The 26602-nt window shown below is 73.3% G+C and carries 22 protein-coding genes and 1 pseudogene; 18 read left to right on the top strand and 5 right to left on the bottom strand.

The genetic code is table 11. The features are described from left to right. Positions 1-22: 22 nt before the first annotated feature. Together BBH68_RS00885 and BBH68_RS00880 are read right to left on the bottom strand one after the other, a co-directional pair. Positions 23-1762 carry a PucR family transcriptional regulator gene (locus BBH68_RS00885; protein WP_079150719.1) on the bottom strand — a complete coding sequence of 580 codons (1740 nt, stop codon included), beginning with the start codon at positions 1760-1762 and terminating at the stop codon, positions 23-25. Between the two features lie 20 nt (positions 1763-1782). Further along, on the bottom strand, positions 1783-3585 hold the full coding sequence (locus tag BBH68_RS00880) for a glycoside hydrolase family 15 protein (RefSeq protein ID WP_065958186.1): 1803 nt from the start codon (positions 3583-3585) through the stop codon (positions 1783-1785). Positions 3586-3981: 396 nt separating this feature from the next. Between BBH68_RS00880 and BBH68_RS00875 the strand changes: the two genes are divergently transcribed. The 14 genes from BBH68_RS00875 (at position 3982) to der (ending at position 20012) form a co-directional block, all read left to right on the top strand. Beyond that, a complete protein-coding gene (locus tag BBH68_RS00875; RefSeq protein ID WP_065958183.1) occupies positions 3982-5658 on the top strand; it encodes a CTP synthase in 1677 nt (558 codons plus the stop codon). A 107-nt stretch (positions 5659-5765) separates the two neighbouring features. Continuing rightward, on the top strand, positions 5766-6392 hold the full coding sequence (locus tag BBH68_RS00870) for an NUDIX domain-containing protein (RefSeq protein ID WP_065958181.1): 627 nt from the start codon (positions 5766-5768) through the stop codon (positions 6390-6392). A 212-nt stretch (positions 6393-6604) separates the two neighbouring features. Further along, positions 6605-8743, top strand: coding sequence for a tetratricopeptide repeat protein (locus BBH68_RS00865; protein ID WP_065958179.1), 2139 nt, complete (start codon positions 6605-6607; stop codon positions 8741-8743). 145 nt (positions 8744-8888) lie between these two features. Further along, positions 8889-10004: an alanine dehydrogenase gene (gene ald / locus BBH68_RS00860; RefSeq protein ID WP_065958207.1), complete on the top strand. Its 1116-nt coding sequence runs from the start codon at positions 8889-8891 to the stop codon at positions 10002-10004. A 512-nt stretch (positions 10005-10516) separates the two neighbouring features. Then, complete coding sequence (locus tag BBH68_RS00855; RefSeq protein ID WP_065958178.1) at positions 10517-11533, top strand: ParA family protein; 1017 nt, start codon at positions 10517-10519, stop codon at positions 11531-11533. Beyond that, on the top strand, positions 11518-12114 hold the full coding sequence (locus BBH68_RS00850; RefSeq protein WP_079150718.1) for a hypothetical protein: 597 nt from the start codon (positions 11518-11520) through the stop codon (positions 12112-12114). Before BBH68_RS00855 ends, BBH68_RS00850 begins: the two co-directional genes overlap by 16 nt. Positions 12115-12184: 70 nt before the next feature. Continuing rightward, positions 12185-13411 carry a segregation and condensation protein A gene (locus BBH68_RS00845; protein WP_065958173.1) on the top strand — a complete coding sequence of 409 codons (1227 nt, stop codon included), beginning with the start codon at positions 12185-12187 and terminating at the stop codon, positions 13409-13411. After that, positions 13408-14130, top strand: a complete 723-nt coding sequence (gene scpB, locus BBH68_RS00840; protein WP_065958170.1) for an SMC-Scp complex subunit ScpB — start codon at positions 13408-13410, stop codon at positions 14128-14130. The genes BBH68_RS00845 and scpB overlap by 4 nt, the downstream gene beginning before the upstream one ends. After that, on the top strand, positions 14130-15179 hold the full coding sequence (locus BBH68_RS00835) for a pseudouridine synthase (RefSeq protein ID WP_065958168.1): 1050 nt from the start codon (positions 14130-14132) through the stop codon (positions 15177-15179). The genes scpB and BBH68_RS00835 overlap by 1 nt, the downstream gene beginning before the upstream one ends. Positions 15180-15387: 208 nt before the next feature. Beyond that, positions 15388-15750 carry a chorismate mutase gene (gene aroH / locus BBH68_RS00830; protein WP_065958165.1) on the top strand — a complete coding sequence of 121 codons (363 nt, stop codon included), beginning with the start codon at positions 15388-15390 and terminating at the stop codon, positions 15748-15750. Continuing rightward, positions 15747-16844 carry a prephenate dehydrogenase gene (locus BBH68_RS00825; RefSeq protein ID WP_065958164.1) on the top strand — a complete coding sequence of 366 codons (1098 nt, stop codon included), beginning with the start codon at positions 15747-15749 and terminating at the stop codon, positions 16842-16844. Before aroH ends, BBH68_RS00825 begins: the two co-directional genes overlap by 4 nt. A 67-nt stretch (positions 16845-16911) precedes the next feature. After that, on the top strand, positions 16912-17613 hold the full coding sequence (gene cmk, locus BBH68_RS00820; protein ID WP_076971081.1) for a (d)CMP kinase: 702 nt from the start codon (positions 16912-16914) through the stop codon (positions 17611-17613). Then, positions 17610-18476 carry a lysophospholipid acyltransferase family protein gene (locus BBH68_RS38875; RefSeq protein WP_425428748.1) on the top strand — a complete coding sequence of 289 codons (867 nt, stop codon included), beginning with the start codon at positions 17610-17612 and terminating at the stop codon, positions 18474-18476. Before cmk ends, BBH68_RS38875 begins: the two co-directional genes overlap by 4 nt. 72 nt (positions 18477-18548) lie before the next feature. After that, entirely contained in the window at positions 18549-20012 is a 1464-nt protein-coding gene (gene der / locus BBH68_RS00810; RefSeq protein WP_065958161.1) for a ribosome biogenesis GTPase Der, read from the top strand. Between the two features lie 39 nt (positions 20013-20051). Here the strand turns inward: der and BBH68_RS00805 are convergent, their stop codons facing one another. Both BBH68_RS00805 and BBH68_RS00800 read right to left on the bottom strand, forming a co-directional pair. After that, a complete protein-coding gene (locus BBH68_RS00805) occupies positions 20052-20435 on the bottom strand; it encodes a hypothetical protein (protein ID WP_065958160.1) in 384 nt (127 codons plus the stop codon). A 202-nt stretch (positions 20436-20637) separates the two neighbouring features. After that, positions 20638-21435 carry a hypothetical protein gene (locus BBH68_RS00800; protein ID WP_065958159.1) on the bottom strand — a complete coding sequence of 266 codons (798 nt, stop codon included), beginning with the start codon at positions 21433-21435 and terminating at the stop codon, positions 20638-20640. A gap of 271 nt (positions 21436-21706) precedes the next feature. Between BBH68_RS00800 and BBH68_RS00795 the strand changes: the two genes are divergently transcribed. The 4 genes from BBH68_RS00795 (at position 21707) to BBH68_RS00780 (ending at position 25123) form a co-directional block, all read left to right on the top strand. Then, the gene (locus BBH68_RS00795) at positions 21707-22957 is read left to right on the top strand and encodes a glycosyltransferase family 4 protein (RefSeq protein ID WP_065958156.1); all 1251 of its coding nucleotides are present in this window, start codon (positions 21707-21709) and stop codon (positions 22955-22957) included. A 5-nt stretch (positions 22958-22962) separates the two neighbouring features. Further along, entirely contained in the window at positions 22963-23835 is an 873-nt protein-coding gene (locus tag BBH68_RS00790) for a hypothetical protein (protein ID WP_065958154.1), read from the top strand. Between the two features lie 88 nt (positions 23836-23923). After that, entirely contained in the window at positions 23924-24094 is a 171-nt protein-coding gene (locus tag BBH68_RS00785) for a hydrophobic protein (protein ID WP_065958151.1), read from the top strand. Between the two features lie 69 nt (positions 24095-24163). After that, positions 24164-25123, top strand: a complete 960-nt coding sequence (locus BBH68_RS00780) for a helix-turn-helix transcriptional regulator (protein WP_065958149.1) — start codon at positions 24164-24166, stop codon at positions 25121-25123. Here BBH68_RS00780 and ctaD read toward each other — a convergent pair. After that, positions 25083-26591, bottom strand: a pseudogene (gene ctaD / locus BBH68_RS00775) (aa3-type cytochrome oxidase subunit I); the annotation flags it as partial. The gene BBH68_RS00780 and the pseudogene ctaD sit on opposite strands and share 41 nt — an antisense overlap. Positions 26592-26602 lie beyond the last annotated feature (11 nt).

Below are 26602 nucleotides of genomic sequence, written 5' to 3'. Positions count from 1 at the left end.
ACGGGTCCGGTGAGCGCGCCGCTCAGCGCACATGGCGGCGGGCCTGGAGGGCCAGGCTCAGCGCGAGCACCGTCTGGGGGTCCTCCAGGTCGCTGCCCAGCAGCCGGCCGATCCGCGCCAGCCGGTCGTACAGCGTCTGGCGGTTGAGGTGCAGCGCGCGGGCCGTCTCCGCCTTGCGGCCCGCGTGCCGCAGATACGCCTCCAGCGTCGGGACCAGCGGCGGCCTGGCCGCGCGGTCGTGGGCGAGCAGCGGGCCGATCACCCGGTCGACAAAGGCCGCCAGGTCGCCGTGCTCGCGCAGTCGCCACAGCAACAGGTCGACATCCAGGCTCCGTACGTCGTGCCAGGGGCGGTCGGTCAGCCCGCGCGCCGCGCTCGCCGCCTGCGCGGCGTGGCGCAGCTCGGCGCCGACCGCGTCCCAGCCGCCCGGGAGCCCGGCGACCACCACCGGCGGGCGCGCCCCGGCCCGCTCCGGCCAGGCCCGCTCCACCCCGGCGCGCAGGGCCGCCGCGACCCGCTCGGCCACCGCGCCGCGCTCCGCCGCGTCCCGCAGCCCCACCAGCAGCGGGACCCGCCGCTCCGGGAGCCGTACGCCCAGCAGCACCGGCGCCCCCACCCCCGCAAGCTCGTCCCGCAGCGCGTGGGCCAGCGCCGCCCAGCCCTCCCGCGCGCCCGGGCCCTGCCCCGGCTCCAGGGGGCCGAGCCCCGGCGGGTCCGCCAGGTCCGTCAGCCGCATCACCACCGGAAGCAGCGGCCCGTCGCCCGGCCGGAAGCCCAGCACCCTGGCCTGGGCGGGGGCGTCGGCGGGCGCGATCCGGCCCTCGGCGAGATCGGCGAGGAAGTCCCCGCGCCCGCGCGCGGTCAGCTCCTCCTCCTGGCGGGCGCGCAGCAACACCACCGCCAGCAGGTCGGCGGTCCGCTCCGCGGCCAGCCGGTGCACCGGGGCCAGCGGCCCGGCGACCGGCAGCACGGTCAGCTGCGCCCGTACGGTGCCCGGCCCCGGCCCGCCGCCCGGGACGTCCGCCACCACGCTGCCCGCCGGCGGCTCGGGGCGCCGGTCGGCGCGCCGCGCCCGGAGCCCCTCCCACACCTGCAGCGGATCGGTGCCCGCCGGCCGGGGATCGCCCGGGCCCGGCCCCGCCGCGTACCACAGCTGCCCCTCGGGGGACTCCAGGAAGACCGGATTGCCCGCGAACCGGGCGAACAGCCGCAGGATCTCGGGCACCCCGCCGCCGCGCAGCAGCACCTCGGTGCACTCGCGGTGCACCACCTCGGCCCGGCGCAGCACCGCGTAGTGCTCATTGACGATCTCGGTGTGGATCTCCTCGGTGACCGCGACGAACGGCACTTCGCGGTGGAGCTGTACCAGCGGCAGCCCGTGAGAGCGCGCCGTGTCGACCACCGCGGCCGGCAGCGTGGTGAACCGGGACCCCAGCTCCACCACCAGCGCCGCGATCCCGCGCTCGGCGAGCCTGCGGACGAAGGCCCGCTGCTCGGCCGCGCGCGGGCCGACGCCCAGCCCCTGGGTGAGCAGCAGCTCGCCGCCCTTGAGCAGGGAGGCGATGTTGGGGGCCTCGCCCGCGTGGACCCAGCGCACCGGCCGGTCGAGGCCGTCCTCGGCGGCCACGACCTCGGGCAGCCCGCGGCGCAGGGCGGGGAGCTCCAGGGCCCGCGCCACGGTGATCGTCCCCTGCGGCCCGGACCCCGGCGGCTCGGCCCCCTGCGGTCCGGACCCCCGCGGCCCGGGCCCGTGCGGTGCCATGGGCGGGTACGTGACCTGGCCTACCCTCCGTACGCCCCGGACGCGGTCAGCCGCAGCGCCGTGTCGATCAGCGGCACATGGCTGAAGGCCTGCGGGAAGTTGCCCACCTGCCGCTGCAGCCGCGGGTCCCACTCCTCGGCCAGCAGCCCCAGGTCGTTGCGGAGCGAGAGCAGCTTCTCGAAGAGCTTGCGTGCCTCGTCGACCCGCCCGATCATCGCCAGGTCGTCGGCGAGCCAGAACGAGCAGGCCAGGAAGGCCCCCTCGTCGCCCTCCAGGCCGTCCACGCCCGCGTCCTCGCCGGCCGTCGGGTAGCGCAGGACGAAGCCGTCGGGGGTCGACAGCTCCCGCTGGATGGCCTCGATGGTCCCGATGACCCGCTTGTCGTCCGGCGGCAGGAAGCCCATCTGCGGGATCAGCAGCAGCGAGGCGTCCAGCTCCCGGGAGCCGTAGGACTGGGTGAAGGTGTTGCGCTCGGCGTCGTAGCCCTTCTCGCACACATCGCGGTGGATCTCGTCGCGCAGTTCCCGCCAGCGGTCCAACGGCCCGTCCACGTCGCCCGATTCGATGAGCTTGACGGTGCGGTCCACCGCGACCCAGGCCATCACCTTGGAGTGCACGAAGTGCCGGCGCGGCCCGCGCACCTCCCAGATGCCCTCGTCCGGCTCGTCCCAGTGCTCCTCGAGGTAGCGGATCAGCTTCAGCTGCAGCACGCTCGCGTAGTCGTTGCGGGCCAGGCCGGTCATGTGCGCCAGGTGCAGCGCCTCGGTGACCTCGCCGTACACGTCCAGCTGGAGCTGTCCGGCCGCGCCGTTGCCCACCCGGACGGGCTGGGAGCCCTCGTAGCCGGGCAGCCAGGGCAGCTCGGCCTCGCCCAGCTCGCGCTCGCCCGCGATGCCGTACATGATCTGGAGGTTCTCCGGGTCGCCCGCGACCGCGCGCAGCAGCCACTCGCGCCAGGCGCGCGCCTCCTCGCGGTAGCCGGTGCGCAGCAGGGACGACAGGGTGATCGCCGCGTCCCGCAGCCAGGTGTAGCGGTAGTCCCAGTTGCGGACGCCGCCGATCTCCTCGGGCAGCGAGGTGGTGGGCGCGGCGACGATGCCGCCGGTGGGGGCGTAGGTGAGCGCCTTGAGGGTGATCAGCGAGCGGACCACCGCGTCCCGGTAGGGGCCGTGGTACGTACAGTGCTCGACCCACTCGCGCCAGAAGACCTCGGTCGCCTCCAGGGCGCCCTCCGGGTCCGGCAGCGCGGGCGCCTCGCGGTGCGAGGGCTGCCAGCTGATGGTGAAGGCGATCCGGTCGCCGGGGGCGACCGTGAAGTCCGAGTAGGTGGTCAGGTCCTTGCCGTAGGTGTCGACCTCGGTGTCCAGCCACACCGAGTCGGGCCCGGCGACCGCGACCGTCCGCGCGTCGATCTTGTGCACCCACGGCACGACCCAGCCGTACGAGAAGCGCATCCGCAGCGCCGAGCGCATCGGCACCCGGCCGCTGACGCCCTCGACGATCCGCACCAGCTGCGGGGCCCCGTCGCGCGGCGGCATGAAGTCGATCACGCGGACCGTGCCGCGCGGGGTGTCCCACTCCGACTCGAGGACCAGCGAGTCCCCCCGGTAGCGGCGGCGGTCGGCGGCCGGGGGCGTGGCGCCCGCGGCCTGGGCGGGCCCCAGGCGCCAGAAGCCGTGCTCCTCGGTGCCCAGCAGCCCGGCGAAGACGGCATGCGAATCGAAGCGCGGCAGACAAAGCCAGTCGACCGTGCCGTCTCTGCAGACCAGGGCGGCGGTCTGCATATCACCGATCAGTGCGTAGTCCTCGATACGCCCGGCCACGTACTATCCCCATTCGAACGGCCGCGGTGCCCTGAAAGGCATTTTTCCACGGTCTCGGAAGTTCTCGACGAGCGCTTGGTTCCGGGGGCGTGCTGGTGGTGCCTAGCCGGCCGGCTCGCAGCATTGCGTCCGAGCAGGATACGACGGAGAACAGTGATCCGCTCGAGCCGTCCCACATCGTGGCTCGGATCCCGACGGCCGATCGGGTGGCCAGGTCACGCATGGTGTTCGCCCCGTCGCGCAGCCGCACCCCCAGCGGCCCCCAGGGCGCACTGATACCCTGGTAGCCCGTGGAGCGGTGGGCGCAAACCCCCCGAACCTCACCGACGGCGCCCCCGGAAAACCGGGGCGGCTGCCGCACCCCGCCCCTCACCTCGCGACCACGGGAGCCCCCTCTTGGCCATTGCCGCTAAGCCAACGACGACCAAGCACATCTTCGTCACCGGGGGTGTCGCTTCCTCACTCGGCAAGGGCCTGACCGCCTCCAGCCTGGGTGCCCTCCTCAAGGCGCGCGGTCTGCGCGTGACCATGCAGAAGCTCGACCCGTACCTGAACGTCGACCCGGGCACCATGAACCCGTTCCAGCACGGCGAGGTCTTCGTCACCAACGACGGCGCCGAGACCGACCTGGACATCGGCCACTACGAGCGGTTCCTGGACGTGGACCTCGACGGCTCGGCCAACGTGACCACCGGCCAGGTCTACTCCACCGTGATCGCCAAGGAGCGGCGCGGCGAGTACCTCGGCGACACCGTGCAGGTCATCCCGCACATCACCAACGAGATCAAGCACCGCATCCGGCGGATGGCGACGGACGACGTGGACGTCGTGATCACCGAGGTCGGCGGGACCGTCGGCGACATCGAGTCGCTGCCCTTCCTGGAGGCCGTGCGCCAGGTCCGGCACGAGGTCGGCCGGGACAACGTCTTCGTGGTGCACATCTCCCTGCTGCCCTACATCGGCCCCTCCGGCGAGCTCAAGACCAAGCCCACCCAGCACTCGGTCGCCGCCCTGCGCAACATCGGCATCCAGCCCGACGCGATCGTGCTGCGCGCCGACCGTGAGGTCCCGACCTCCATCAAGCGCAAGATCTCGCTGATGTGCGACGTCGACGAGGCCGCCGTGGTCGCCGCGATCGACGCCAAGTCGATCTACGACATCCCCAAGGTGCTCCACTCCGAGGGTCTGGACGCCTATGTGGTGCGCCGCCTCGACCTGCCCTTCCGCGATGTCGAGTGGACCCAGTGGGACGACCTGCTCAAGCGGGTCCACCAGCCCGACCACGAGGTCACCGTCGCGCTGGTCGGCAAGTACATCGACCTGCCCGACGCCTATCTGTCGGTGACCGAGGCGCTGCGCGCCGGCGGCTTCGCCAACAACGCCCGCGTCAAGATCAAGTGGGTGACCTCCGACGACTGCCGCACGCCCGCCGGCGCCCGGCAGCAGCTGGCCGACGTCGACGCGATCTGCGTCCCCGGCGGCTTCGGCGACCGCGGGGTGAACGGCAAGGTCGGCGCGATCACCTACGCCCGCGAGAACAAGATCCCGCTGCTGGGGCTGTGCCTGGGCCTGCAGTGCATCGTCATCGAGGCCGCGCGGAACCTGGCGGGCATCGAGGGCGCCAACTCCACCGAGTTCGAGCCCGCCACCAGCGACCCGGTGATCTCCACCATGGCCGAGCAGCTCGACATCGTCGCGGGCGAGGGCGACATGGGCGGCACCATGCGGCTGGGCATGTACCCGGCCAAGCTCGCCGAGGGCTCGATCGTCCGCGAGGTCTACGGCGACCAGCCGTACGTCGAGGAGCGCCACCGCCACCGCTACGAGGTCAACAACTCCTACCGCGGTGAGCTGGAGAAGAAGGCCGGCCTGCTGTTCTCCGGCACCTCGCCCGACAACAAGCTGGTCGAGTACGTGGAGTACCCGCGCGAGGTGCACCCGTACCTGGTCGGCACCCAGGCCCACCCGGAGCTGCGCTCCCGGCCGACCCGCCCGCACCCGCTCTTCGCGGGCCTGGTGAAGGCCGCCGTGGCCCGGCAGTCGGCCGAGGCCGGACAGCGCGCGGGGTCCTGAGGACTACGGTGGGCCCGGGCGGAAGCGGCCCCCGCCGCCCCCGCCCGGGCCCACCCGCCGGCTCGGTTCGCTTGCGAGCCGAGCCACAAGTGTTGCTGAGAGGAAACATGCGCATCACGGACACCCCCGAGGAGTGGCGGGTCACCGCCACCGAGACGCCGTTCACCGGCCACAAGACCGGTGTGCGCACCGACGAGGTGGTCATGCCGGACGGCTCCCGGTCGTCCCGCGACTACCAGACCCACCCCGGGTCGGTGGCCGTCCTCGCCCTCGACGGCGAGGGCCGTGTGGTCGTGGTGCGCCAGTACCGCCACCCGGTGCGGCAGCGGCTGTGGGAGATCCCGGCCGGCCTGCTCGACGTACCCGGCGAGAACCCGCTGCACGCCGCCCAGCGGGAGCTGTACGAGGAGGCCCACGTCAAGGCCGACGACTGGCGGGTGCTGACCGACGTCTACCCCTCGCCGGGCGGCAGTGACGAGGCCGTGCGGATCTTCCTGGCCCGGGGGATCTCCGAGGCCGAGGGCGAGCGGTACGAGGGGGACCACGAGGAGGCGGACATGGAGCTGGCCCGCGTCCCCCTCGACGATCTGGTCGCCGGCGTCCTGGCGGGCGAACTGCACAACACCTGCCTGGCGGTCGGCGCCCTGGCGGCCCTCGCCGCGCGGACGGGCGCCGGCTTCGAGGCCCTCCGCCCGGCGAACGCCCCCTGGCCGGCCCGTCCCTTCGAGGCGTAGCCCCACCCCCCGGCCCGGCCACGGCCGCGCTCCTGGGGGAAAGACGGGAAAGACCACCCCAATCCGAACATCGGCGCATCCGATCAGGTGATTTTCTCTCCGCCGCATCGGCCGGGAGTGCCGGAGTGCTGACGCGCGGTGAACTACGCTCGGAGGGATCCCGACCGCACCCGCGGCGGGTTCGTACGCGCAGGTGGACGGGAGTGGGGCCCGTGGCGGAGCAGGCGGTCGACACCGATGGGGCGCCGACCCCCCAAAGGCGGCAGCCGCCGCCTGCCGCCGGACCCCAGCCCCGCCCCGCGCCCCGCCGCGCCACCCCGTCGCCCCGGGCCGCCGACCGCCCCGCGACCGGGCGCGCCGAACCCCCCGCCGGGCAGGCTCCGGCCCCCGCCGGGCGCGCCGAGCCTCCCCTCGACCGGCAGGCGTCCGAACGCGACGCGGGCGGCCTGTGGAGCGGCGCGACGCGCGCCGTGCTGTTCGCGGCGGCGGCCTCCGTGGGCTCGGGCTTCGCGGGGCGGCGGCGCGAGCTGCTGGCGCTGCGCGCCGACATCGAGCGGGCCGGCCTGGACACCCTCGCCGGCCGCAAGGCGCCCCGCAGCCGGGTGCTGCTGATCGCGGGCCGTCCCGGCTCTGGCCGCACCGCGCTGGCCGAGGAGCTGGTGCGGCGGCTGGCCGACGACTACCCCGACGGGGTGCTGCGCGCGCGGCTGGCCACCTCGGCGGGCGATCCGGTGCCCCTGGAGCGGACCGCCCGCGACCTGCTGGCCGTGCTCGGGGTGAAGGTCGTGGCCGGGGCGGACGAGGACGAGCTGTGCGAGGCGCTGCGCGAGGCGCTGGCGGGCAGGCGCGCCCTGCTGCTGTTCGACGACGCGGTCGGCGCCGAGCAGGTGGACGCGCTGCTGCCGGACGCGCCGGACAGCCTGGTCGTCGCCGTCTCGCGGGGCCCGTTGACCGGGGTGCCCGATGTGCGGCCGTGCACGCTCGGCGGGCTCGATGTGAGCGCGGCCATCGGGCTGCTCGCGCAGTACGCCGGGACGACCCGCATCACCGTCGACCCGACGGCCGCGCAGTCGCTCGTCGAGGAGTGCGGCGGCCAGCCCGCCGCGCTGGTCCTGGTGGGCGGCTGGCTGGCCGCCCGCTCCCAGACGTCCGTCGCCGACGCGGTGAAGCGGCTGCGGGAGCTGCCGCCGACCGTCGGCGACCAGGACCGCGGCGCGCGCCCGCTGGCCCGCGCCTTCCGGCTGGCGTACGAGGCGCTGCCGCCCGCCGCCGCCCGGCTGCTGCGGCTGCTGGTGCTCGCGCCCGGCGGCTGGGCCGACCCGCACCTGGCGTCCGCGCTGGCCGGCTGCTCGGTGCCGGACGCCGAGGCCGCGCTGGAGGGCTTCGTCGCCCACGGTCTGCTGCGTCCGCTGGGGCAGCGCCAGTACCTGGTGCCCGGCTGTCTGGTGCCGATGCTGCGGGCGGCGCTGCGCGCCCAGGAGCGCCCGGCCGAGGTGGAGCTGGCGGGGGCCCGGATGCTGGAGCGGACCGTGCGGCAGCTCCACGCCTGCCGCCTGGCCGCCGAGCCGCCCGGCTCGGCCGCCCGCAGGAAGCTGGCGGGGATGCCGCGGCCGCTGCGGTTCCCCTCGTCGGCGGCCGCCGCCGAGTGGCTGGAGTCGCGGCTGCCGGTGCTGCTGGAGGCCGCCCGGCTGGCCGTCGAGGACGGCGGGCTCGACACGCTGGCGCGCCGCCTGGTGGGCGCGCTGACGCACGCGCTGGGCGCCCACCGGAGCGCCGAGGAGGCCGCCCCCGAGCTGTACGGGCTGCACCGGCTGGTGCTCGACGTGGCCCGCCGCCGCGACCTGCCGGTCGAGGAGGCCGCGGCGCTGCTCAACCTGGGCGACCTGGACGCGCGGGCGGGCCGGGTGGAGGAGTCGCTGGTCCGCTACAAGCACGCCCTGGAGGCGGCCCGGGAGGCGGGCGACCCGTACACCACCGGGCGCTCGCTGGAGTCCATCGGCGGCACCTACGAGGACCTGGGGGACTGGCACCGGGCGGCCGACTGGTACGGGCGCGCGCTCGAGCTGCGGCTCTCCCGCGGCGACCGGATCGGCGAGGCCAGGCTGTACGAGCGGCTGGGCGCGGTCCACTCCCGCACCGGCCAGTGGGGCGAGGCGCTGCGCTCCTGGCGGGCGGCCGGGGCCGCCTTCCGCCGGGCGGGCAATCCGCAGGGCGCGCTGCGGGCCGCGGACGCCCTGGACCGGCTCGGCGACCCGGGTGCGGCGGAGGCGCATCGGCGCGCCGCGCGGCGACTGGCGGCCCGACAGCGGTCGACGGCCTACGAAACCAGTGGTGGATCAGCGGAAGATTGATGCAATGCAAGGCTAGACAGTGCGGCATCCTTCATTAGACTGGGTGTACCGCGATTGTTGCGGTCGTCTCCGGCATGCGGACGCATTCCGGTTTGTCTGCGTAAAACCCGGATATCCCCCCCCAGATTCAAGGACCGTGATCGACGTGAAGGTCGGCATTCCCCGCGAGGTCAAGAACAACGAGTTCCGCGTGGCCATCACCCCCGCCGGGGTGCATGAGCTGGTCCGCGGCGGCCATGAGGTCTTCGTGGAGCGGGGCGCCGGCCTCGGCTCCTCCATCACGGACGAGGAGTACACGGCCGCCGGCGCGGGCATCCTCGGCTCCGCGGACGACGTCTGGGCCACCGCCGACCTGCTGCTGAAGGTCAAGGAGCCCATCGCGGAGGAGTACCACCGGCTGCGCAAGGACCAGACCCTCTTCACCTACCTCCACCTGGCCGCCTCCCGGGCCTGCACGGACGCGCTGCTGGAGTCCGGCACCACCGCCATCGCCTACGAGACGGTCGAGACCGCGGGCCGCGCGCTGCCGCTGCTCGCCCCGATGTCCGAGGTCGCGGGCCGGATCGCGCCCCAGGTCGGCGCGTACCACCTGATGCGGTCGGCCGGCGGGCGCGGGGTGCTGCCCGGCGGGGTCCCGGGCGTGGCGGCGGGCCGGGCCGTGGTCATCGGCGGCGGCGTCTCCGGCTGGAACGCCGTGCAGATCGCCCTCGGCATGGGCTTCCACGTCACCCTGCTCGACAAGGACATCAACAAGCTGCGCGAGGCCGACAAGATCTTCGGCAACCGGGTGCAGACCATCTCCTCCAACGCCTACGAGCTGGAGAAGGCCGTGCTCGCCGCCGACCTCGTCATCGGCGCGGTGCTCATCCCCGGCGCCAAGGCGCCCAAGCTGGTCACCAACGAGATGGTCTCCCGGATGAAGCCCGGAAGTGTACTTGTCGACATCGCGATCGACCAGGGCGGCTGCTTCGAGGACTCCCGGCCCACCACCCACGCCGAGCCGACCTTCACGGTCCACGAGTCGGTCTTCTACTGCGTGGCCAACATGCCGGGCGCGGTGCCCAACACCTCCACCCACGCGCTCACCAACGCCACGTTGCCGTACATCGTGGAGCTGGCCAACCGCGGCTGGCGGGAGGCGCTGCGCCGGGACGCGGCGCTGGCCAAGGGGCTCAACGTCCATGAGGGCGAGGTCGTTTACGGGCCGGTCGCCGAGGCGCACGGTATGACGTCCGTCGAACTGAGCTCCCTGCTCGGCTGAAACCGGCCGGGCGGTCAACTCCGACCGTCAACAACAGGTCAATAACGGGCATCCGGCCGGGTCTTGCCGAAGGGCGGGACCCGGCCGTTGATGTGTCCGATACGACCCGTAACGCGGGTGACAGGCCTCTCTGTCAACTCGCCCTAAAAGTAACCATTCAGGCGCTTTGCCGGTCGAGGAATCCTCGCTTCGCGCCCCATACGCCCTTGACAGCGCGGTGTTCGATTGCCGACACATCCTGCCGTCTCCGGTGGATTGTGTTGCTGCGAACCGCCGACACGCCATAGAGTCGCCAACCGTCGGCATGGTGTCACGCTGACCTATCTAGAAATTTCCTGGTCACCAAGGAGGTAGGACGACTTGTGAATGAGTCGACATTTTCTCCCGGGGGTGGTCAACCAGGATCGGCTGCGCGGGGCCAGGGTCCCACGGGGCTCGAGGCTGTCGGCTCTGTCGCTGTCCACACCTTCGCCACGCACCAGAACATGACGACAGCCCACCAGAGTCAGAGCATGGACGGCCATCACGTGAACGCCATGGCCGGCGACCAGGGGGGCATGGATCCCGCCCGCTTCGCCGACTACGACGACCTCCCCGACGGGCACTTCTACGACCCGGACGCCGAGTACGAGCCGGACCCCGAGTACGCGGCCACACTCGCGCCCGACGCGGCCCGCCAGCGACGCGAGCGCATCGGCCCCACCGGGCGGCCGCTGCCCTACTTCCCGATCCCCGGACCGCTGACCGACCACGGCCCCGCGAAGATCATCGCGATGTGCAACCAAAAGGGCGGCGTCGGCAAGACCACCTCCACCATCAACCTGGGCGCGGCCCTCGCCGAATACGGACGCCGGGTGCTGCTCGTCGACTTCGACCCGCAGGGCGCCCTGTCGGTCGGCCTCGGCGTCAACCCGATGGAGCTGGACCTCACGGTCTACAACCTGCTCATGGAGCGGGGCATGTCGGCCGACGAGGTGCTGCTCAAGACGGCCGTGCCCAACATGGACCTGCTGCCCAGCAATATCGACTTGTCGGCCGCCGAGGTGCAGCTGGTCAGCGAGGTCGCCCGGGAGTCCACCCTCCAGCGCGCGCTCAAGCCGCTGATGGCGGACTACGACTACATCGTCATCGACTGCCAGCCCTCGCTCGGCCTGCTCACCGTGAACGCGCTCACCGCGGCGCACAAGGTGATCGTGCCGCTCGAGTGCGAGTTCTTCGCCCTGCGCGGTGTGGCGTTGCTCACCGAGACGATCGAGAAGGTCCAGGAGCGGCTCAACCCCGACCTCGAACTCGACGGCATCCTCGCCACGATGTACGACTCGCGCACCGTGCACAGCCGTGAGGTCCTGGCGCGGGTGGTCGAGGCGTTCGACGACCACGTCTACCACACGGTCATCGGCCGCACGGTCCGCTTCCCCGAGACCACGGTCGCGGGTGAGCCGATCACCACGTACGCGTCCAACTCCGTCGGTGCCGCCGCCTACCGCCAGCTCGCCAGGGAGGTGCTCGCCCGGTGTCACGCCGAGTGAGTCTGCCGGGAGCCGACGAACTGTTCCGCACCACCGGAGGCACGGCGCTCCAGTCGTCCTCTCCCGCGTCCTCCCGCCGCCAGACGGGCGGCGAGGCCCGGGTCCCCGCCCCGGCGGCCGACCCCGACACAGCCCCCGACGGGGCCGAGGGCGGCCCGGGGGAGCGGCGGGCCACGGAGGGCGCGGAGCAGCCCGGGACGGCTGAGCACAGCGGCCGGGAGGCCGGCACCCGCCCGGACCCCGTCGGCGACCGCCGCCCGGCCGGCGGCGGGGAGCGGCGCGGCACCCGCCAGCCGCAGGACGGCCCGGCCGCGCCCGCCCAGGCGGGCCCGGCCCGCCGCCGCGGCCGCGCGGCCAACCGCCGCCCCAGCGGCCGCGAGCGCCACGACGAGAAGATCACGGTCTATGTCTCCGCCGAGGAGCTGATGGACCTCGAGCACGCGCGGCTGGTGCTGCGCGGCGAACACGGTCTCGCCGTCGACCGCGGGCGGATCGTCCGCGAGGCGGTCGCGGTCGTCCTCGCCGACCTGGAGTCGCGCGGCGACGCGAGCATCCTGGTGCGCCGCCTGCGCGGTCGCTGACGGGGTCGGGCGATAGCCTGCCCGCTCAACCGGGCTGCCGCGCCGCCCGACCCCCGCTCCCTGGACCGCGATGCCCACGAACCCCACCCCCGCCCAGCCCCCTCGCCCACCCCGCCGCACCCTCGGCCGGGGCCCCGGCACGGGGCCGCGCGCGACGGGCACGCCGGGCGAACGGCCCCCGGGCCCCACGCCCCCCGACCACGAGACGGCCGACCGCGAGGTGGCCCACGAGGCGGCCGACCGCGAGACGGCCGACCACGAGGCGGCCCACGCGGCGGCCGACCGCGAGGTGGCCCACGAGGTGGCCGACCGCGCCGAGCCCGAGCCCGAGCCCGCTCCCGCGCCGGCCCCGGCCGTGGAGCCGAGGGACACCGGGCCGGAGCCCGCTCCCGCGCCGGCCCCGGACGCCGGGCCGGAGTCCAAGGGGGAAGGGGGCGGAGAGACCCCGGAGGGCCAGGGCACGTTCACCGTCCGGCTGGCGAACTTCGAGGGCCCCTTCGACCTGCTGCTTCAGCTGATCTCCAAGCACAAGCTCGACGTCACCGAGGTCGCCCTCTCCAAGGTCACCGACGAGTTCATGGCGCACATCCGGGCCATGGGGCCGGACTGGGACCTCGACCAGACCACCGAGTTCCTGGTCGTCGCCGCGACCCTGCTCGATCTCAAGGCCGCGCGGCTGCTGCCCGCCGCCGAGGTCGAGGACGAGGCCGACCTGGCCCTGCTGGAGGCCCGCGACCTGCTCTTCGCGCGGCTTCTGCAGTACCGCGCGTTCAAACGCGTCGCCGACATCCTCAATGACCGGCTGATCGCCGAGTCCCGCCGCTACCCCCGTACGGTGGGCCTGGAGCCGCACCACGCGGACCTCCTGCCCGAGGTCGTCATCAGCATCGGCGCGGAGGGGTTCGCGAAGCTGGCCGTGAAGGCGATGCAGCCCAAGCCGAAGCCGCAGGTGTACGTCGACCACATCCACGCCCCGCTGGTCAGCGTGCGCGAGCAGGCGGAGGTCGTGGTGGCGCGGCTGCGCGAGCTGGGGGAGGCGAGCTTCACCACGCTGACCGAGGACGCCCCCGACGTGCTGACCGTCGTCGCGCGGTTCCTGGCCCTGCTGGAGCTCTACCGGGAGCGCGCGGTGCGGCTGGACCAGGAGGAGGCGCTGGGTTCCCTCATGGTGCGCTGGACGGGCGCGGAGGACCGGCAGCCCCGGGTCACCGACGAGTTCGACCAGGAAGAGCAGCAGGACGGGCGGGAACGGAAGCCGCGGCCCCACACGGAGGAGAAGGAGGAGGCAGAGACGTGAGCGAGCAGCAGCCATCCCGCACCGCCGAGGCCCCGGCCGGGACCGCGGACCTCGCCGAGCTGGACCTCAAGCCCGCCCTGGAGGCGGTCCTCATGGTCGTCGACGAGCCGGCCACCGAGGATCACCTGGCCAAGATCCTGGACCGGCCGCGCCGGGCCGTCCGGAGCGCGCTGCGCGAGCTGGCGGACGAGTACGAAGCGCAGGGCCGCGGTTTCGAGCTGCGGCTGGTCGCGGGCGGCTGGCGCTTCTACACCAGCCCCGCCTACGCCGCGGCCGTCGAGCGCTTCGTCCTGGACGGCCAGCAGGCCCGGCTCACCCAGGCCGCTTTGGAAACCCTCGCCGTGGTCGCGTACCGTCAGCCGGTCAGCCGTTCCCGTGTCTCGGCCGTACGCGGCGTGAACTGCGACGGCGTGATGCGGACCCTCCTGCAGCGCGGTCTGGTGGAGGAGGCGGGAACGGAACCCGAGACAGGTGCGATCCTGTACAGGACGACGAATTACTTCCTGGAACGGATGGGCCTGCGCGACCTGGACGAGCTTCCCGAGCTCGCCCCGTTCCTCCCGGAGGCGGACGCGGTCGAGGGCGAGTCCCAGGAAGGGCTGCCGTCCTTCGACCCGGACGCACCGGACCCGGACGACGACGGCAACGCAGGCACCGACAGCAACGACGACAGCGACGACAACGGCCGCGACAACGGCCACTCTCAGACGGAAACTTGATGCGAAGCAGCGGCAGGAACAGCAGGGGCACCGGCGGTCGGCAGAACTACCGGGGCGCGGGCAACGGGCGCGACGACAAGCAGAAGCGCGCGGGCCGTCCCCGCCCCGAGGAGCGCCGCTACGACGTGGGCGGCGGCCAGCCCGGCGGCCCGAAGAGGGGTGGCCAGGGGAGCGGCGGGCCGAAGTCCGGCGCCAAGGGCGGCGGCGGCCGCAAGCCCGCCGCACCGGCCCGCCCGCGCGAGTACGAGGCCCAGATCGAGGAGCGCAACCGCGCCCGGCACGACAAGCCGCGGGTCAAGCTGCCCAAGACGTTCCCCGGGGCCGAGCAGGAGGGCGAGCGGCTGCAGAAGGTCCTCGCCCGCGCCGGCCTGGGCTCGCGCCGCGCCTGCGAGGAGCTCATCGACCAGGCCCGCGTCGAGGTCAACGGCAGGATCGTCACGGAGCAGGGGCTGCGCGTCGACCCGGAGAAGGACGAGATCAAGGTGGACGGGCTGACCGTCGCCACCCAGTCGTACCTCTTCTTCGCGCTGAACAAGCCGGCGGGCGTCGTCTCCACCATGGAGGACCCGGACGGCCGCCAGTGCCTGGGCGACTACGTCACCAACCGCGAGACCCGGCTCTTCCACGTCGGCCGCCTCGACACCGAGACCGAGGGCATCATCCTGCTCACCAACCACGGCGAGCTGGCCCACCGCCTCACCCACCCCCGCTACGGCGTCACCAAGACCTACCTCGCCGCGATCCAGGGCCCCCTCCCGCGCGACCTCGGCAAGCGGCTCAAGGACGGCATCCCGCTCGAGGACGGCTACGCCCGCGCCGACCACTTCCGGGTCGTGCAGAACACCGGCAAGAACTACCTGGTCGAGGTGAGCCTGCACGAGGGCCGCAAGCACATCGTGCGGCGCATGCTCGCCGAGGCCGGCTTCCCGGTCGACAAGCTGGTGCGCACGGCCTTCGGCCCGATCGCGCTGGGCGACCAGAAGTCCGGCTGGCTGCGGCGGCTGACCAACACGGAGGTCGGCATGCTGATGCGCGAGGTCGATCTCTGACCGCGACGGACGACGGCGGGTCGGGACGCTCAGGACGGCTCGGTAAGGCTCGGGACGGCTCGGTGAGGCTCGGGACGGATGACGGCGGAGGACGGCGGTTGTCCGCAGGGTGGTCGCGGCCGCGGTCCGGCCGCCCGCCCTCGATAGGCTGACGGGGGACGACGGGGGCCGGGCCCCCGGCCCTGGACGAAGCCGGAGGGAGAGGGACGTGGCGGTACGAGCGGTCCGCGGGGCCGTCCAGCTGGAGCGGGACGAGCCGCGCCACATGCACGAGCAGGTCTCCGCGCTGCTCACCGCCATCCTGGAGCGCAACAGCCTGACCCCGGACGACCTGATCAGCGTCTGGTTCACGGCCACCCCCGACCTGCACAGCGACTTCCCCGCCGTCGCGGCCCGCAAGCTCGGCATCACCGACGTGCCGCTGATCTGCGCGCAGGAGCTCGACATCGCCGGGGCCATGCCGAGGGTGGTGCGCATCCTGGCGCACGTCGAGACCGACCTGGCCAAGTCCGACGTCGCCCACGTCTACCTCGGCGCCGCCGCGGCCCTCCGTAAGGACATCGCCCAGTGAGAACCGCCCTCGTCATCGGCACCGGCCTGATCGGCACCTCCGTGGCGCTCGCCCTGGCGGGCCGCGGGGTGCGGGTGCACCTCAGCGACCACGACCCGGACCGGGCCCGTACGGCGGCGGCCCTCGGCGCCGGGTCGGTACAGGAGCCGGAGGGGCCGGTCGACCTGGCGGTGGTGGCCGTGCCGCCCGCCCATGTGGCCCGGACCGTCGCCGAGGCGATCGCGCGCGGCGCCGCGCGCGGCTTCCTGGACGTCGCCAGCGTCAAGGGCGGCCCGCGCCGCGAGCTGGAGGCCCTCGGCTGCGACCTGACCCGCTACATCGGCACCCACCCCATGGCGGGCGCCGAGCGCTCGGGGCCGCTGGCCGGGACGGCGGACCTGTTCGAGGGGCGGCCGTGGGTGCTCACGCCGACCAGTGCCGCCGGCGCCGCCACCGACACCGAGGTGCTCAACCTGGCGCTGGAGCTGGTCGCGCTGTGCCGGGCGGTGCCCGTGGTGATGGACGCGGACGCCCACGACCGGGCCGTCGCGCTGGTCTCGCACACCCCGCAGCTGCTCTCCAGCATGGTCGCGGCGCGGCTGGAGGACGCGGACGAGGCGGCGGTGCGGCTGTGCGGGCAGGGCATCCGCGATGTGACCCGGATCGCCGCCTCCGACCCCGGCATGTGGGTCGACATCCTCTCCGCCAACCCGGGCCCGGTGGCCGACATCCTCGCCGCGGTGGCCGCCGACCTCGACGAGACGGTGCGGTCGCTGCGCGCGCTGCAGTCGGCCGACGAGGACAAGCGTGGCGACGGCGCCCAGGGCATCGAGGACGTGCTGCGGCGCGGCAACGCGGGCCGCGAGCGGGTCCCGGGCAAGCACGGCGCGGCCCCGGCCGCGTACGAGACGGTGGCGGTGCTCATCGGCGACCAGCCCGGCGAGCTGGCCCGCATCTTCGCCGACGCCGGCCGTGCCGGGGTCAACATCGAGGACGTGCGGATCGAGCACGCGACCGGTCAGCAGTCCGGCCTGATCCAGCTCTTCGTCGAACCCCAGGCCGCGCCCGGCCTGACGGCCGCCCTCAGAGAAAAAGGTTGGTCGATCCGGCAGTAACCTTGTGCGAGGCTCTCGAAGGGGGGCCCGCGAAAATAGCCCGTGTACCAGAAAGGTGTCTGTCACCGTGGAAACCGCCGCCCGGACCGCCCCGGCAGCAGTGATTGTCGCGATCGACGGCCCCGCAGGCACGGGCAAGTCCAGCACCTCCAAGGCCGTCGCGGCCAAGCTCGGCCTCGGCTACCTCGACACCGGCGCGCAGTACCGGGCGATCACCTGGTGGATGGTGAACAACGGCATCGACGTCGAGGACGCCACGGCCGTGGCCGACGCCGCGGGCAAGCCCGGCATCGTCTCCGGCACCGACCCGGCGAACCCCACCATCACCGTGGACGGCGTGGACGTCTCCGGCCCGATCCGCACCCAGGAGGTCACCTCCAAGGTCAGCGCGGTCAGCGCGGTCCCCGAGGTGCGGGCGCGGATCACCGAGCTGCAGCGGACCATCGCGACCGAGGCGCCGCGCGGCATCGTCGTGGAGGGCCGGGACATCGGCACCACCGTGCTGCCGGACGCCGACGTCAAGATCTTCCTGACCGCCTCGGCCGAGGCGCGGGCGGCCCGCCGCAGCGGGGAGCTGAGGGGCAAGGACGCCGCGGACCTGGCCGCCACGCAGGCCGCGCTGGCCAAGCGGGACGCCGCCGACTCGGGTCGCAAGACCTCGCCGCTCGCCAAGGCGGACGACGCGATCGAGGTGGACACCACCGAGCTGACCCTGGAGCAGGTCATCGAGTGCGTGGTCACCCTCGTCGAGGAGAAGCGGTCCGCGTGACCTTGAGCACCAACGAGACCACCAAGGCCGGCGCGACCACCAAGGCCCCCGACGCGCTGCCCAGCGCGGGCGGCGCCGCGGTCGGCCGCCGGATCGGCATCGGCCTGATGTACGGGCTGTGGCGGCCGCGGGTGCTGGGCGCCTGGCGGATTCCGGCCTCCGGGCCCGTCATCCTCGCCGGGAACCACTCCCACAACCTCGACGGCCCGATGCTGATCGGCACCTCGCCGCGGCCGGTGCACTTCCTGGTCAAGAAGGAGGCGTTCGTCGGTCCGCTGGACCCGTTCCTGCGCGGGATCGGGCAGTTGAAGGTGGACCGGGCGAGCGCCGACCGGGCGGCGATCACGGACGCCCTGGGCGTGCTGGAGCGCGGCGGGGTGCTGGGGATCTTCCCCGAGGGCACCCGCGGCGAGGGCGACTTCGCCTCGCTGCGCGCCGGGCTCGCCTACTTCGCCGTACGGTCGGGCGCCCCGATCGTGCCCGTCGCGGTGCTGGGCACCGCCGCCGCGCCGAAGGGGCGCGACCCTGTCGAAAGGGAGAGCGCGCGGAGGCCGCGAGGTACGAGTGGCCGAGGCTCCGATCAATATGCGGCTACCGCCGCGTGGTCGACCGTCGACAGGGGCTATGGCGCCCCGGAGGCAGGCGCAGCCGAAAAGAAGCGGCGGCGCGGCCGGCTGGTGCCGGGGCTGCCGCCGCTGCGCAGCCGGATCGACGTGGTCTTCGGCGACCCCTTCGAGGCGGGCGACGGCAGCGGCCGGCGGACCCGCGCGGCCCTGGACGAGGCGACCGTGCGCATCCAGAAGCGGCTGGGGGCGCATCTGGCGGACGCCAGGCGGCTCACCGGCCGCCACGGCCACCCATAGACGTGACACCCGAGGGCCGTACGGGCCCTCGGCAGCCGCGAGCAGCGGCGACGGACGACGAGGAATGACTTCATGAACGACCAGATCCACACCGGCGGCGACCAGCACGGTGAGCTTGGCGACGCCGAGTACGCGGAGTTCATGGAGCTCGCCGCGCAAGAGGGCTTCGACCTGGAGCAGGTCGAGGGCGACCTGGCCGCGGCGGGGCACGGCCCGCTCCCCGTCCTCGCCGTCGTGGGCCGCCCGAATGTCGGCAAGTCGACTCTGGTGAACCGGATCATCGGCCGCCGGGAGGCGGTCGTCGAGGACCGCCCCGGCGTCACCCGCGACCGGGTGACCTATGAGGCCGAGTGGTCCGGCCGCCGCTTCAAGGTGGTCGACACCGGCGGCTGGGAGCAGGACGTGCTCGGCATCGACGCGTCCGTGGCCGCGCAGGCCGAGTTCGCCATCGAGGCCGCCGACGCGGTGGTGTTCGTGGTGGACGCCACGGTCGGCGCCACCGACACCGACGAGGCCGTGGTCAAGCTGCTGCGCCGGGCCGGGAAGCCCGTGGTGCTGTGCGCCAACAAGGTCGACGGCCCCAGCGCCGAGGCCGACGCGGCCATGCTGTGGTCGCTGGGCCTCGGCGAGCCGTACCCGGTCTCCGCGCTGCACGGCCGCGGCACCGGCGACATGCTGGACGCCGTGCTGGAGGCGCTGCCCGAGGCCCCGGCCCAGACCTTCGGGACCACCGTCGGCGGCCCGCGCCGTATCGCGCTCATCGGCCGCCCGAACGTGGGCAAGTCGTCCCTGCTCAACAAGGTGGCGGGCGAGGAGCGGGTGGTCGTCAACGAGATGGCGGGCACCACCCGCGACCCGGTCGACGAGATGATCGAACTCGGCGGGAAGACCTGGAAGTTCGTGGACACGGCCGGTATCCGCCGCCGGGTGCACCTCCAGGAGGGCGCGGACTACTACGCCTCGCTGCGCACCGCGGCCGCCGTGGAGAAGGCCGAGGTCGCGGTCGTCCTGATCGACGCCAGCGAGTCCATCAGCGTCCAGGACCAGCGGATCGTCTCGATGGCGGTCGAGGCGGGGCGGGCGATCGTGGTCGCGTACAACAAGTGGGACACGCTCGACGAGGAGCGCCGCTACTACCTCGAGCGCGAGGTCGAGACCGAGCTGGGCCAGATCCAATGGGCGCCGCGGGTCAATGTCTCGGCGCGTACGGGCCGGCACATGGAGAAGCTGGTCCCCGCGATCGAGACGGCGCTCGACGGGTGGGAGACCCGGGTGCCGACCGGGCGGCTCAACGCCTTCCTCGGTGAGATCGTCGCCTCCCATCCGCACCCGGTCCGCGGCGGCAAGCAGCCCCGCATCCTCTTCGGGACCCAGGCCGGGACCAGGCCGCCGCGCTTCGTGCTGTTCGCCTCCGGCTTCCTGGAGGCGGGCTACCGCCGGTTCATCGAGCGGCGGCTGCGCGAGGAGTTCGGCTTCGAGGGGACTCCGCTGCAGATCTCGGTGCGCGTGCGCGAGAAGCGCGGCCGCAAGAAGTAGCCCGATGGCACGGGCGGGGACCCGGGCGGGGACACGGAGTCAGTATCCGTGGCCCCGCCCGTCGCGCTGTCCGGGCGGCAGCGCGGGCAGATAGGCGCGGTGGTGCCGCCCGGCGGGCTCCCAGCCCCCGGTGTGGCCGCCCGGGTAGCCGTGACCTCCCGGGTAGCCGTGACCCCCGGGGTGGCCGTGGGCCGCCGCGTGGCCGGGGTAGCCGCCCGTGTGGCCCTGGCCGCCGCTGGTCAGCCCGCGGGGCTGGCCGGGCTGTCCGATGGCGCTGAACGCCGTGAACCCCAGGTCCTCCTCGTCCGAGCGGTCGCCGGGCAGGGCCCGGAACAGCCTCCGGTACTCCGCGTACAGCGCGTCGTAGATCGGCGTGGCGGACGGCCGCCGGTGCTCGCCGAGGGTCTCCTGTGCCGGGCGCATCGCCGGGATGTGGGCGTGGTACCGGGACCGGGCGGGAGGGTCGTACAGGGCTCGGGAGGGCGGGGCGGAAGAGGCTCGGGAGGGCGGGTCGTATGCGTGCACGTATGTGCCAACGACCCGGCCGCCCGTCGGATGCGGGATCGGCGGGGAATGTGCCGCGTGGACCAGGCCGGCGCGGTGGGGCGCGGGGGCGGTCATGGGATCAGGTGCCCGCGAGTGGCATGGCGGCGCCGACCAGGGCGCCGCGCGCGGCGGCCCGCTCCAGGGCGGCGCGCAGCTGGTCCTCGCGCGGCTGGGTGCCGATCGTGCCGGCCGCCGCCGCGTAGACCAGGACCTGCCGGGACCTGCCGACGGCGGACCGCCAGCCGTCGCTCACCGGCATCGGGCGGTGGGCCTGCCACCACGCCACGGGCGCGCCGCCGCCCGGGGTCGGCATCAGCACGGCGTGCAGCTGCCCGGCGGCCAGCAGCACGGACCAGCCGGGGATGGGCGCCGGCGGCCGGCCGAGGTCGTACACCGGCAGAAAGCCGTGCTCGGTCAGCAGCGGCAGGAAGTCGTCGCCGCCCGCGCCGAGGGCACCGGCGCGGGCGATCGGCTCGGTCGGTTCGACCACGAGGGCGGGCCGGGCCTCACCGCCCACCAGGACGACCCCGCTGGTGACGCCGAGTACCGCCTGCTGGGTGTCGGCGGCGGGCCGCGGATCGGGGACGGGCGGCGCGTGGTCCTCGGCGGTGATGGACCGCACGGCGCCCTGCAACTGCTCCTCGGAGACCGGGACGACCTGGGAGGGGACGCAGGTCGCGTGCGCGAAGGCGAGCACCGCCGTCTCCTGGCCCACGAACAGCACGGTGCTGGTGCGCTCCTGGTCGGTGTTCCCCGGGGTGCGGCAGGAGGTGCAGTCGTAGCTGCCCGGGGCGTTCTCGCCGGCCAGCAGCCGGTCGGCTTCTTCGTCGCCGATCTCGGCGCGTACGTCGTCGCTGACGTCGAGCATGCGCGGCACGGGTGGCTCCTCGGTATCGGTCCGCGGCCGGGCGGTCTCCCGGCTCCATGTAGTCAACGGACCATGCGCGGCGGGGTCACTGCGCTCAAGGGTCTGATGAGCTGAATCCCGTAAAAGTTCCGCATGTTGGCTACCGATTTGACATACGTTCAAGAACAAGACGGTGATGATGACCAACCATCAAGGTCATTCGCCGGTCTGACCCAGTGATAGGCGGACGAGATCGGCTGTCCGCGGGGAAACGGTGGGAAATGGCTGGATACCGGGACGGATGCATATCTCATTCCTGATTCACAACGCGTACGGGATCGGCGGGACGATCCGGACCACGTACAACCTCGCCCGCACCCTGGGCGAACAACACGACGTGGAGATCGTCTCGGTGTTCCGCCATCGTGAAGCGCCGGTTTTCGACCCGGGGCCGAACGTACGGCTCAGTCACTTGGTGGACCTCCGCAAGAAGAGCCCGACCTACGAGGGGGCGGACCCTGACCACGCCCGCCCCGCACGGGTCTTCCCGCGCAGCGAGGGCCGGTACAAGCAGTACAGCCGGCTCACCGACCGGCGGATAGCCGAGCACCTCAGGCGCCTGGACGCCGATGTCGTGGTGGGCACCCGCCCCGGCCTGAACGTGCACATCGCCCGCGAGGCCCGGCGCGGGCCCGTGCGTGTCGGCCAGGAGCACCTGACGCTCGGCACCCACTCCAAGGCGCTCAAGCGGGCGCTGCGCGGCGCCTACCCCCGGCTCGACGCGGTCACCACCGTCACCCGGGCGGACGCCGAGACCTACCGCGGCCAGATGCGGCTGCCGGGCGTACGGCTGGAGGCGGTGCCCAACAGCGTGCCCGAGCCGTGCCTGGAGCCCGCCGACGGCACCGGCAAGTGGGTCGTCGCGGCCGGCAGGCTCGCCCCGGTGAAACGCTACGACCTGCTGATACGGGCCTTCGAGAAGGTCATCGCGGTCCGCCCCGACTGGCGGCTGCGGATCTACGGCGGCGGCGCCCAGCACGCCAAGCTGCGCGACCTCATAGACCACCTGGGCCTGTACAACCACATCTACCTCATGGGCCCCGCCAACCCGCTGGACCCGGAGTGGGCCAAGGGCTCGATCGCGGCCGTGACCTCCAGCATGGAGTCCTTCGGGATGACCATCGTCGAGGCGATGCGCTGCGGACTCCCGGTGGTCGCCACCGACTGCCCGCACGGGCCCGCCGAGATCATCGACAACGGCGTGGACGGCCGGCTGGTCCCCAACGGGGACGTGGACGGGATCGCCGCGGCTCTCCTGGACCTCATCAACGACGACGAACTGCGGCAGCGGATGGGCCAGGAGGCGCTGAAACGCTCCGCCCGCTTCGACCCCTCCCGCGTGGCCGGGCGCTACGAGTCGCTCTTCACCGACCTCCTCGCGCGCGGCAAGGTGCGCGGCAGCGTGCACCGCGCCCGCGGCGCCCTCCTGAGCGGCGCGTTCGCGACGAAGGACGTGGGCCGGACGATGCTGGGAAGGATGCGCGCAGCGTGAATGAAATGGATATACCCGACACGGCCGCCGCTCCGCCGCGCGCCCACTGCGTGGCGGACTCCGCGGGCGGGCTGACCTTCCAGGTCTCCGACTGGGTCCGCCCCGGGCCCGCGGCGGCTCCCGGCGAGGCCGGGCCGGTCGACGCGCTGGTGCTGGTGCGCCGGGGCGCGGACCCCGGCGCCGAGGACGAGGTGCGGCTGCCGCTGGCTCCCGCCGAGGACGGCAGGCCGCAGGCCGCGCTGCCCAGCACCGTGCCGCTGCCCGAGGGGCGCTGGGACGTGCACGTGGCGCACGGCGACGCCGAGCCGCGGCGGGTCGCGCCGGGCCTGAACGACCTGCGTTCGCTCGTGGACCGCCGGCCGGGCCCCAGCACCTCGCCGCTGTCCGTCCGCATCCCCTACCCGACCAAGCACGGCAACCTCTCGCTGCGCAGCTGGCGGCGCGCCCCGCACGCCGAGGCGGGGGAGATCCGCGCCGAGGGTGGCGAGCTGGCGGTGCGCGGCCGGCTGTACCGGGTGGGGAGCCCGGCCGAGTGGCTGGCCGGGGCGGTCGTGGAGGCCCGCTGCCGGCGCGACGCGTCCCGGGTGTGGACGGGGAAGCCGGTGCTGGAGGACGACACCGAGTTCTCCTTCACACTGCCGCTCGCGGAGTTGGCGGAGGGCTGGAAGGGCGGCGAGGAGGCGTGGGACCTGTGGCTGCGCCCGGCCGGCCCGGACGCGGCCCCGGCGCGGCTGGCGCGGATCCTGGACGACGTGCCGGACAAGAAGGAGATCTTCAGCTATCCGGCGCAGCCGGTCGCCGCGCCGCACGGCCCCGCCAAGGCCGGTCCGTACTACACCACCAACAACGATCTGGCGGTGCGTGTGGAGGACGCCTAGCGAGTGCGGAGAAGATGGGGAGATCCTTTACGGCGAACCCGTATTAGCCTGGATATAGGGGGCACTCGCACCCGTGGAGGTGTGAAAGATGATTCCTGTCATTCTGGTGCTGCTCCTCGCCGTGGTCCTGTTCGGGGTCGGATTCGCCGTCAAGGCGCTGTGGTGGCTCGCGCTCGCGGTCCTGGTGGTCTGGCTGCTCGGGTTCCTGTTCCACCGCACCGGGACGGGCGGCCGCCGGACCCACTGGTACCGCTGGTGACGAGGACATCGCGCCGCAGACAGCCGCCGAGGACAGACGCTGTCCTCGGCGGCTGGCACACTCGGCGCCATGTTGGAGACCTCCGCCCGTCTGCTCCGTCTGCTCTCGCTCCTCCAGGCCCACCGTGAATGGTCCGGCGCCGAGCTGGCCGACCGGCTGAAGGTGACCACGCGCACCGTGCGCCGGGACGTCGACCGGCTGCGTGAGCTGGGCTATCCCGTGCACTCCGCCCCGGGGACGGCGGGCGGCTACCAGCTCGGCCCGGGCGCCCAGCTTCCGCCGCTGCTGCTCGACGACGACGAGGCGGTGGCGGTCGCGGTGGGGCTGCGGCAGGCGGCGGGCGGTGGGGTGGAGGGCATCGAGGAGACGTCGGTGCGCGCCCTCGCCAAGCTGGAGCAGGTGCTGCCGGACCGGCTGCGCCGCCGGGTGGGGGCGCTGAGCTCCTTCACCGTGCCCATGGTGGGGGCGTTCCGCGGCCCCACCGTCGATCCCGAGGTGCTGACCGAGCTGGCGAACGCCTGCCGGGACAGCCACCGGCTGCGCTTCGAGTACCGCGACCACCAGGGCGCGGTCAGCCGCCGCACGGCCGAGCCGCACCGGCTGGTGGCCGCGCAGCGCCGCTGGTACCTGGTCGCGTGGGACGTGGACCGGGAGGACTGGCGTACCTTCCGGGCTGACCGCATCACCCCGACCCCGCCGCACGGCCCGCGCTTCGCGCCGCGCCGTCCGCCCGCGGAGGACCTGGCCGCCTATGTCCGCGAGGGGGTGTCCACCCGCGCGTACGCCGAGAAGGCCACGGTGCTGCTGCGGGTGTCCGCCGAGGAGGCCGCCGAGCGGCTCTCGCCCGCGGCCGGGACCCTGGAGCCGGTGGACGAGCACAGCTGTCTGCTGCACACCGGGGCCGGGAGCCTGGACATCATGACGGTTCACATCGCCATGCTCGGCGTGGATTTCGAGGTGCGCGAGCCGCCCGAGCTGCACGACCACATCAGGACGCTCCGGGATCGCCTGGCTCGCTCCCTGGGCTGACCGAGCCCTTGGGCTTGAGCTGCTGGTCCTTCTCCTCGGCCTGGGACACCGCCGGATGGTGCAGGTCGAAGGCGGGGGACTCGGAGCGGATGCGCGGCAGGGCGGCGAAGTTGTGCCGGGGCGGCGGGCAGGAGGTCGCCCACTCCAGGGAGCGGCCGTACCCCCAGGGGTCGTCGGCCTCGACCCTCGTGCCGTGCCGGGCCGTCTTCCAGACGTTGTAGAGGAACGGCAGGGTGGACAGGCCCAGCAGGAAGGAGCCGAGGGAGGAGACGGTGTTGAGCGCGGTGAAGCCGTCGGCCGCCAGATAGTCGGCGTAGCGGCGCGGCATGCCCTGGGCGCCCAGCCAGTGGTGCACCAGGAAGGTGGCGTGGAAGCCGACGAACAGCGTCCAGAAGTGGATCCGCCCGAGCCGGTCGTCGAGCAGCTTGCCGGTGAACTTGGGCCACCAGAAGTAGAACCCCGCGAACATCGCGAAGACCACCGTCCCGAAGACGACGTAGTGGAAGTGGCCCACCACGAAATAGGTGTCGGTGACGTGGAAGTCCAGCGGGGGCGACGCCAGGATCACCCCGGTCAGCCCGCCGAAGAGAAAGCTGACCAGGAAGCCGACCGCCCACAGCATCGGCGCCTCGAAGGACACCGAGCCGCCGAACATGGTGCCGATCCAGTTGAAGAACTTCACCCCGGTCGGCACGGCGATCAGGAAGGACAGCAGGGAGAAGAACGGCAGCAGCACCGCGCCGGTGGCGAACATGTGGTGGGCCCACACCATCATCGACAGCGAGGTGATGGCGATGGTCGCGCCGATCAGGGTCAGATAGCCGAAGACCGGCTTGCGGGAGAAGACCGGGATGATCTCGGTGATGATGCCGAAGAACGGCAGCGCGATGATGTACACCTCGGGGTGGCCGAAGAACCAGAACAGGTGCTGCCACAGCAGCGTGCCGCCGAACCGGGCGTCGAAGACCAGCGCCCCGAACCGCCGGTCCGCCTCCAGGCACAGCAGCGCCGCCGCCAGCACCGGGAAGGCCATCAGGACCATGATCGAGGTGAAGAGGATGTTCCAGGTGAAGATCGGCATCCGGAACATCGTCATCCCGGGGGCACGCAGCGTGAGGATGGTCGTCAGGAAGTTCACCGCGCCGAGGATCGTGCCGAACCCCGCCAGCGCCAGCCCCATGATCCACATGTCGGCGCCCACGCCCGGATTGCGCACCGAGCTGTTGAGCGGGGCGTACGCGGTCCAGCCGTAGTCCGGGCCGCCCCCGGGCACGGCCAGGCCGCACACCACGGTCACCCCGCCGAACAGGAACAGCCAGTACGAGAACATGTTCAGGCGCGGGAAGGCCACATCGGGCGCGCCGATCTGCAGCGGCATGATCTCGTTGGCGAAGCCGGCGAAGGCCGGCGTCGCGAACAGCAGCAGCATGATCGTGCCGTGCATGGTGAACGCCTGGTCGTACGCCTCGCATCAGCTGG

Source organism: Streptomyces sparsogenes (assembly GCF_001704635.1).
Lineage (GTDB): Bacteria > Actinomycetota > Actinomycetes > Streptomycetales > Streptomycetaceae > Streptomyces > Streptomyces sparsogenes.
The sequence above is the reverse complement of the archived record's forward strand: the minus strand, read 5'-3'. Positions and strand labels throughout refer to the sequence as shown.

What these genes read in the sequence shown, in the direction of transcription:
- BBH68_RS00835 (WP_065958168.1), top strand. Translation starts at nt 14,130, where the DNA reads ATGCGAAGCAGCGGCAGGAACAGCAGGGGCACCGGCGGTCGGCAGAAC.
- BBH68_RS00805 (WP_065958160.1), bottom strand. Translation starts at nt 20,435, where the DNA reads ATGCGCCCGGCACAGGAGACCCTCGGCGAGCACCGGCGGCCGTCCGCC.
- BBH68_RS00785 (WP_065958151.1), top strand. Translation starts at nt 23,924, where the DNA reads ATGATTCCTGTCATTCTGGTGCTGCTCCTCGCCGTGGTCCTGTTCGGG.
- BBH68_RS00870 (WP_065958181.1), top strand. Translation starts at nt 5,766, where the DNA reads ATGCGCATCACGGACACCCCCGAGGAGTGGCGGGTCACCGCCACCGAG.
- BBH68_RS00885 (WP_079150719.1), bottom strand. Translation starts at nt 1,762, where the DNA reads ATGGCACCGCACGGGCCCGGGCCGCGGGGGTCCGGACCGCAGGGGGCC.
- BBH68_RS00845 (WP_065958173.1), top strand. Translation starts at nt 12,185, where the DNA reads ATGCCCACGAACCCCACCCCCGCCCAGCCCCCTCGCCCACCCCGCCGC.
- BBH68_RS00795 (WP_065958156.1), top strand. Translation starts at nt 21,707, where the DNA reads ATGCATATCTCATTCCTGATTCACAACGCGTACGGGATCGGCGGGACG.
- der (WP_065958161.1), top strand. Translation starts at nt 18,549, where the DNA reads ATGAACGACCAGATCCACACCGGCGGCGACCAGCACGGTGAGCTTGGC.
- BBH68_RS00780 (WP_065958149.1), top strand. Translation starts at nt 24,164, where the DNA reads ATGTTGGAGACCTCCGCCCGTCTGCTCCGTCTGCTCTCGCTCCTCCAG.
- BBH68_RS00855 (WP_065958178.1), top strand. Translation starts at nt 10,517, where the DNA reads ATGGACGGCCATCACGTGAACGCCATGGCCGGCGACCAGGGGGGCATG.
- BBH68_RS00790 (WP_065958154.1), top strand. Translation starts at nt 22,963, where the DNA reads ATGGATATACCCGACACGGCCGCCGCTCCGCCGCGCGCCCACTGCGTG.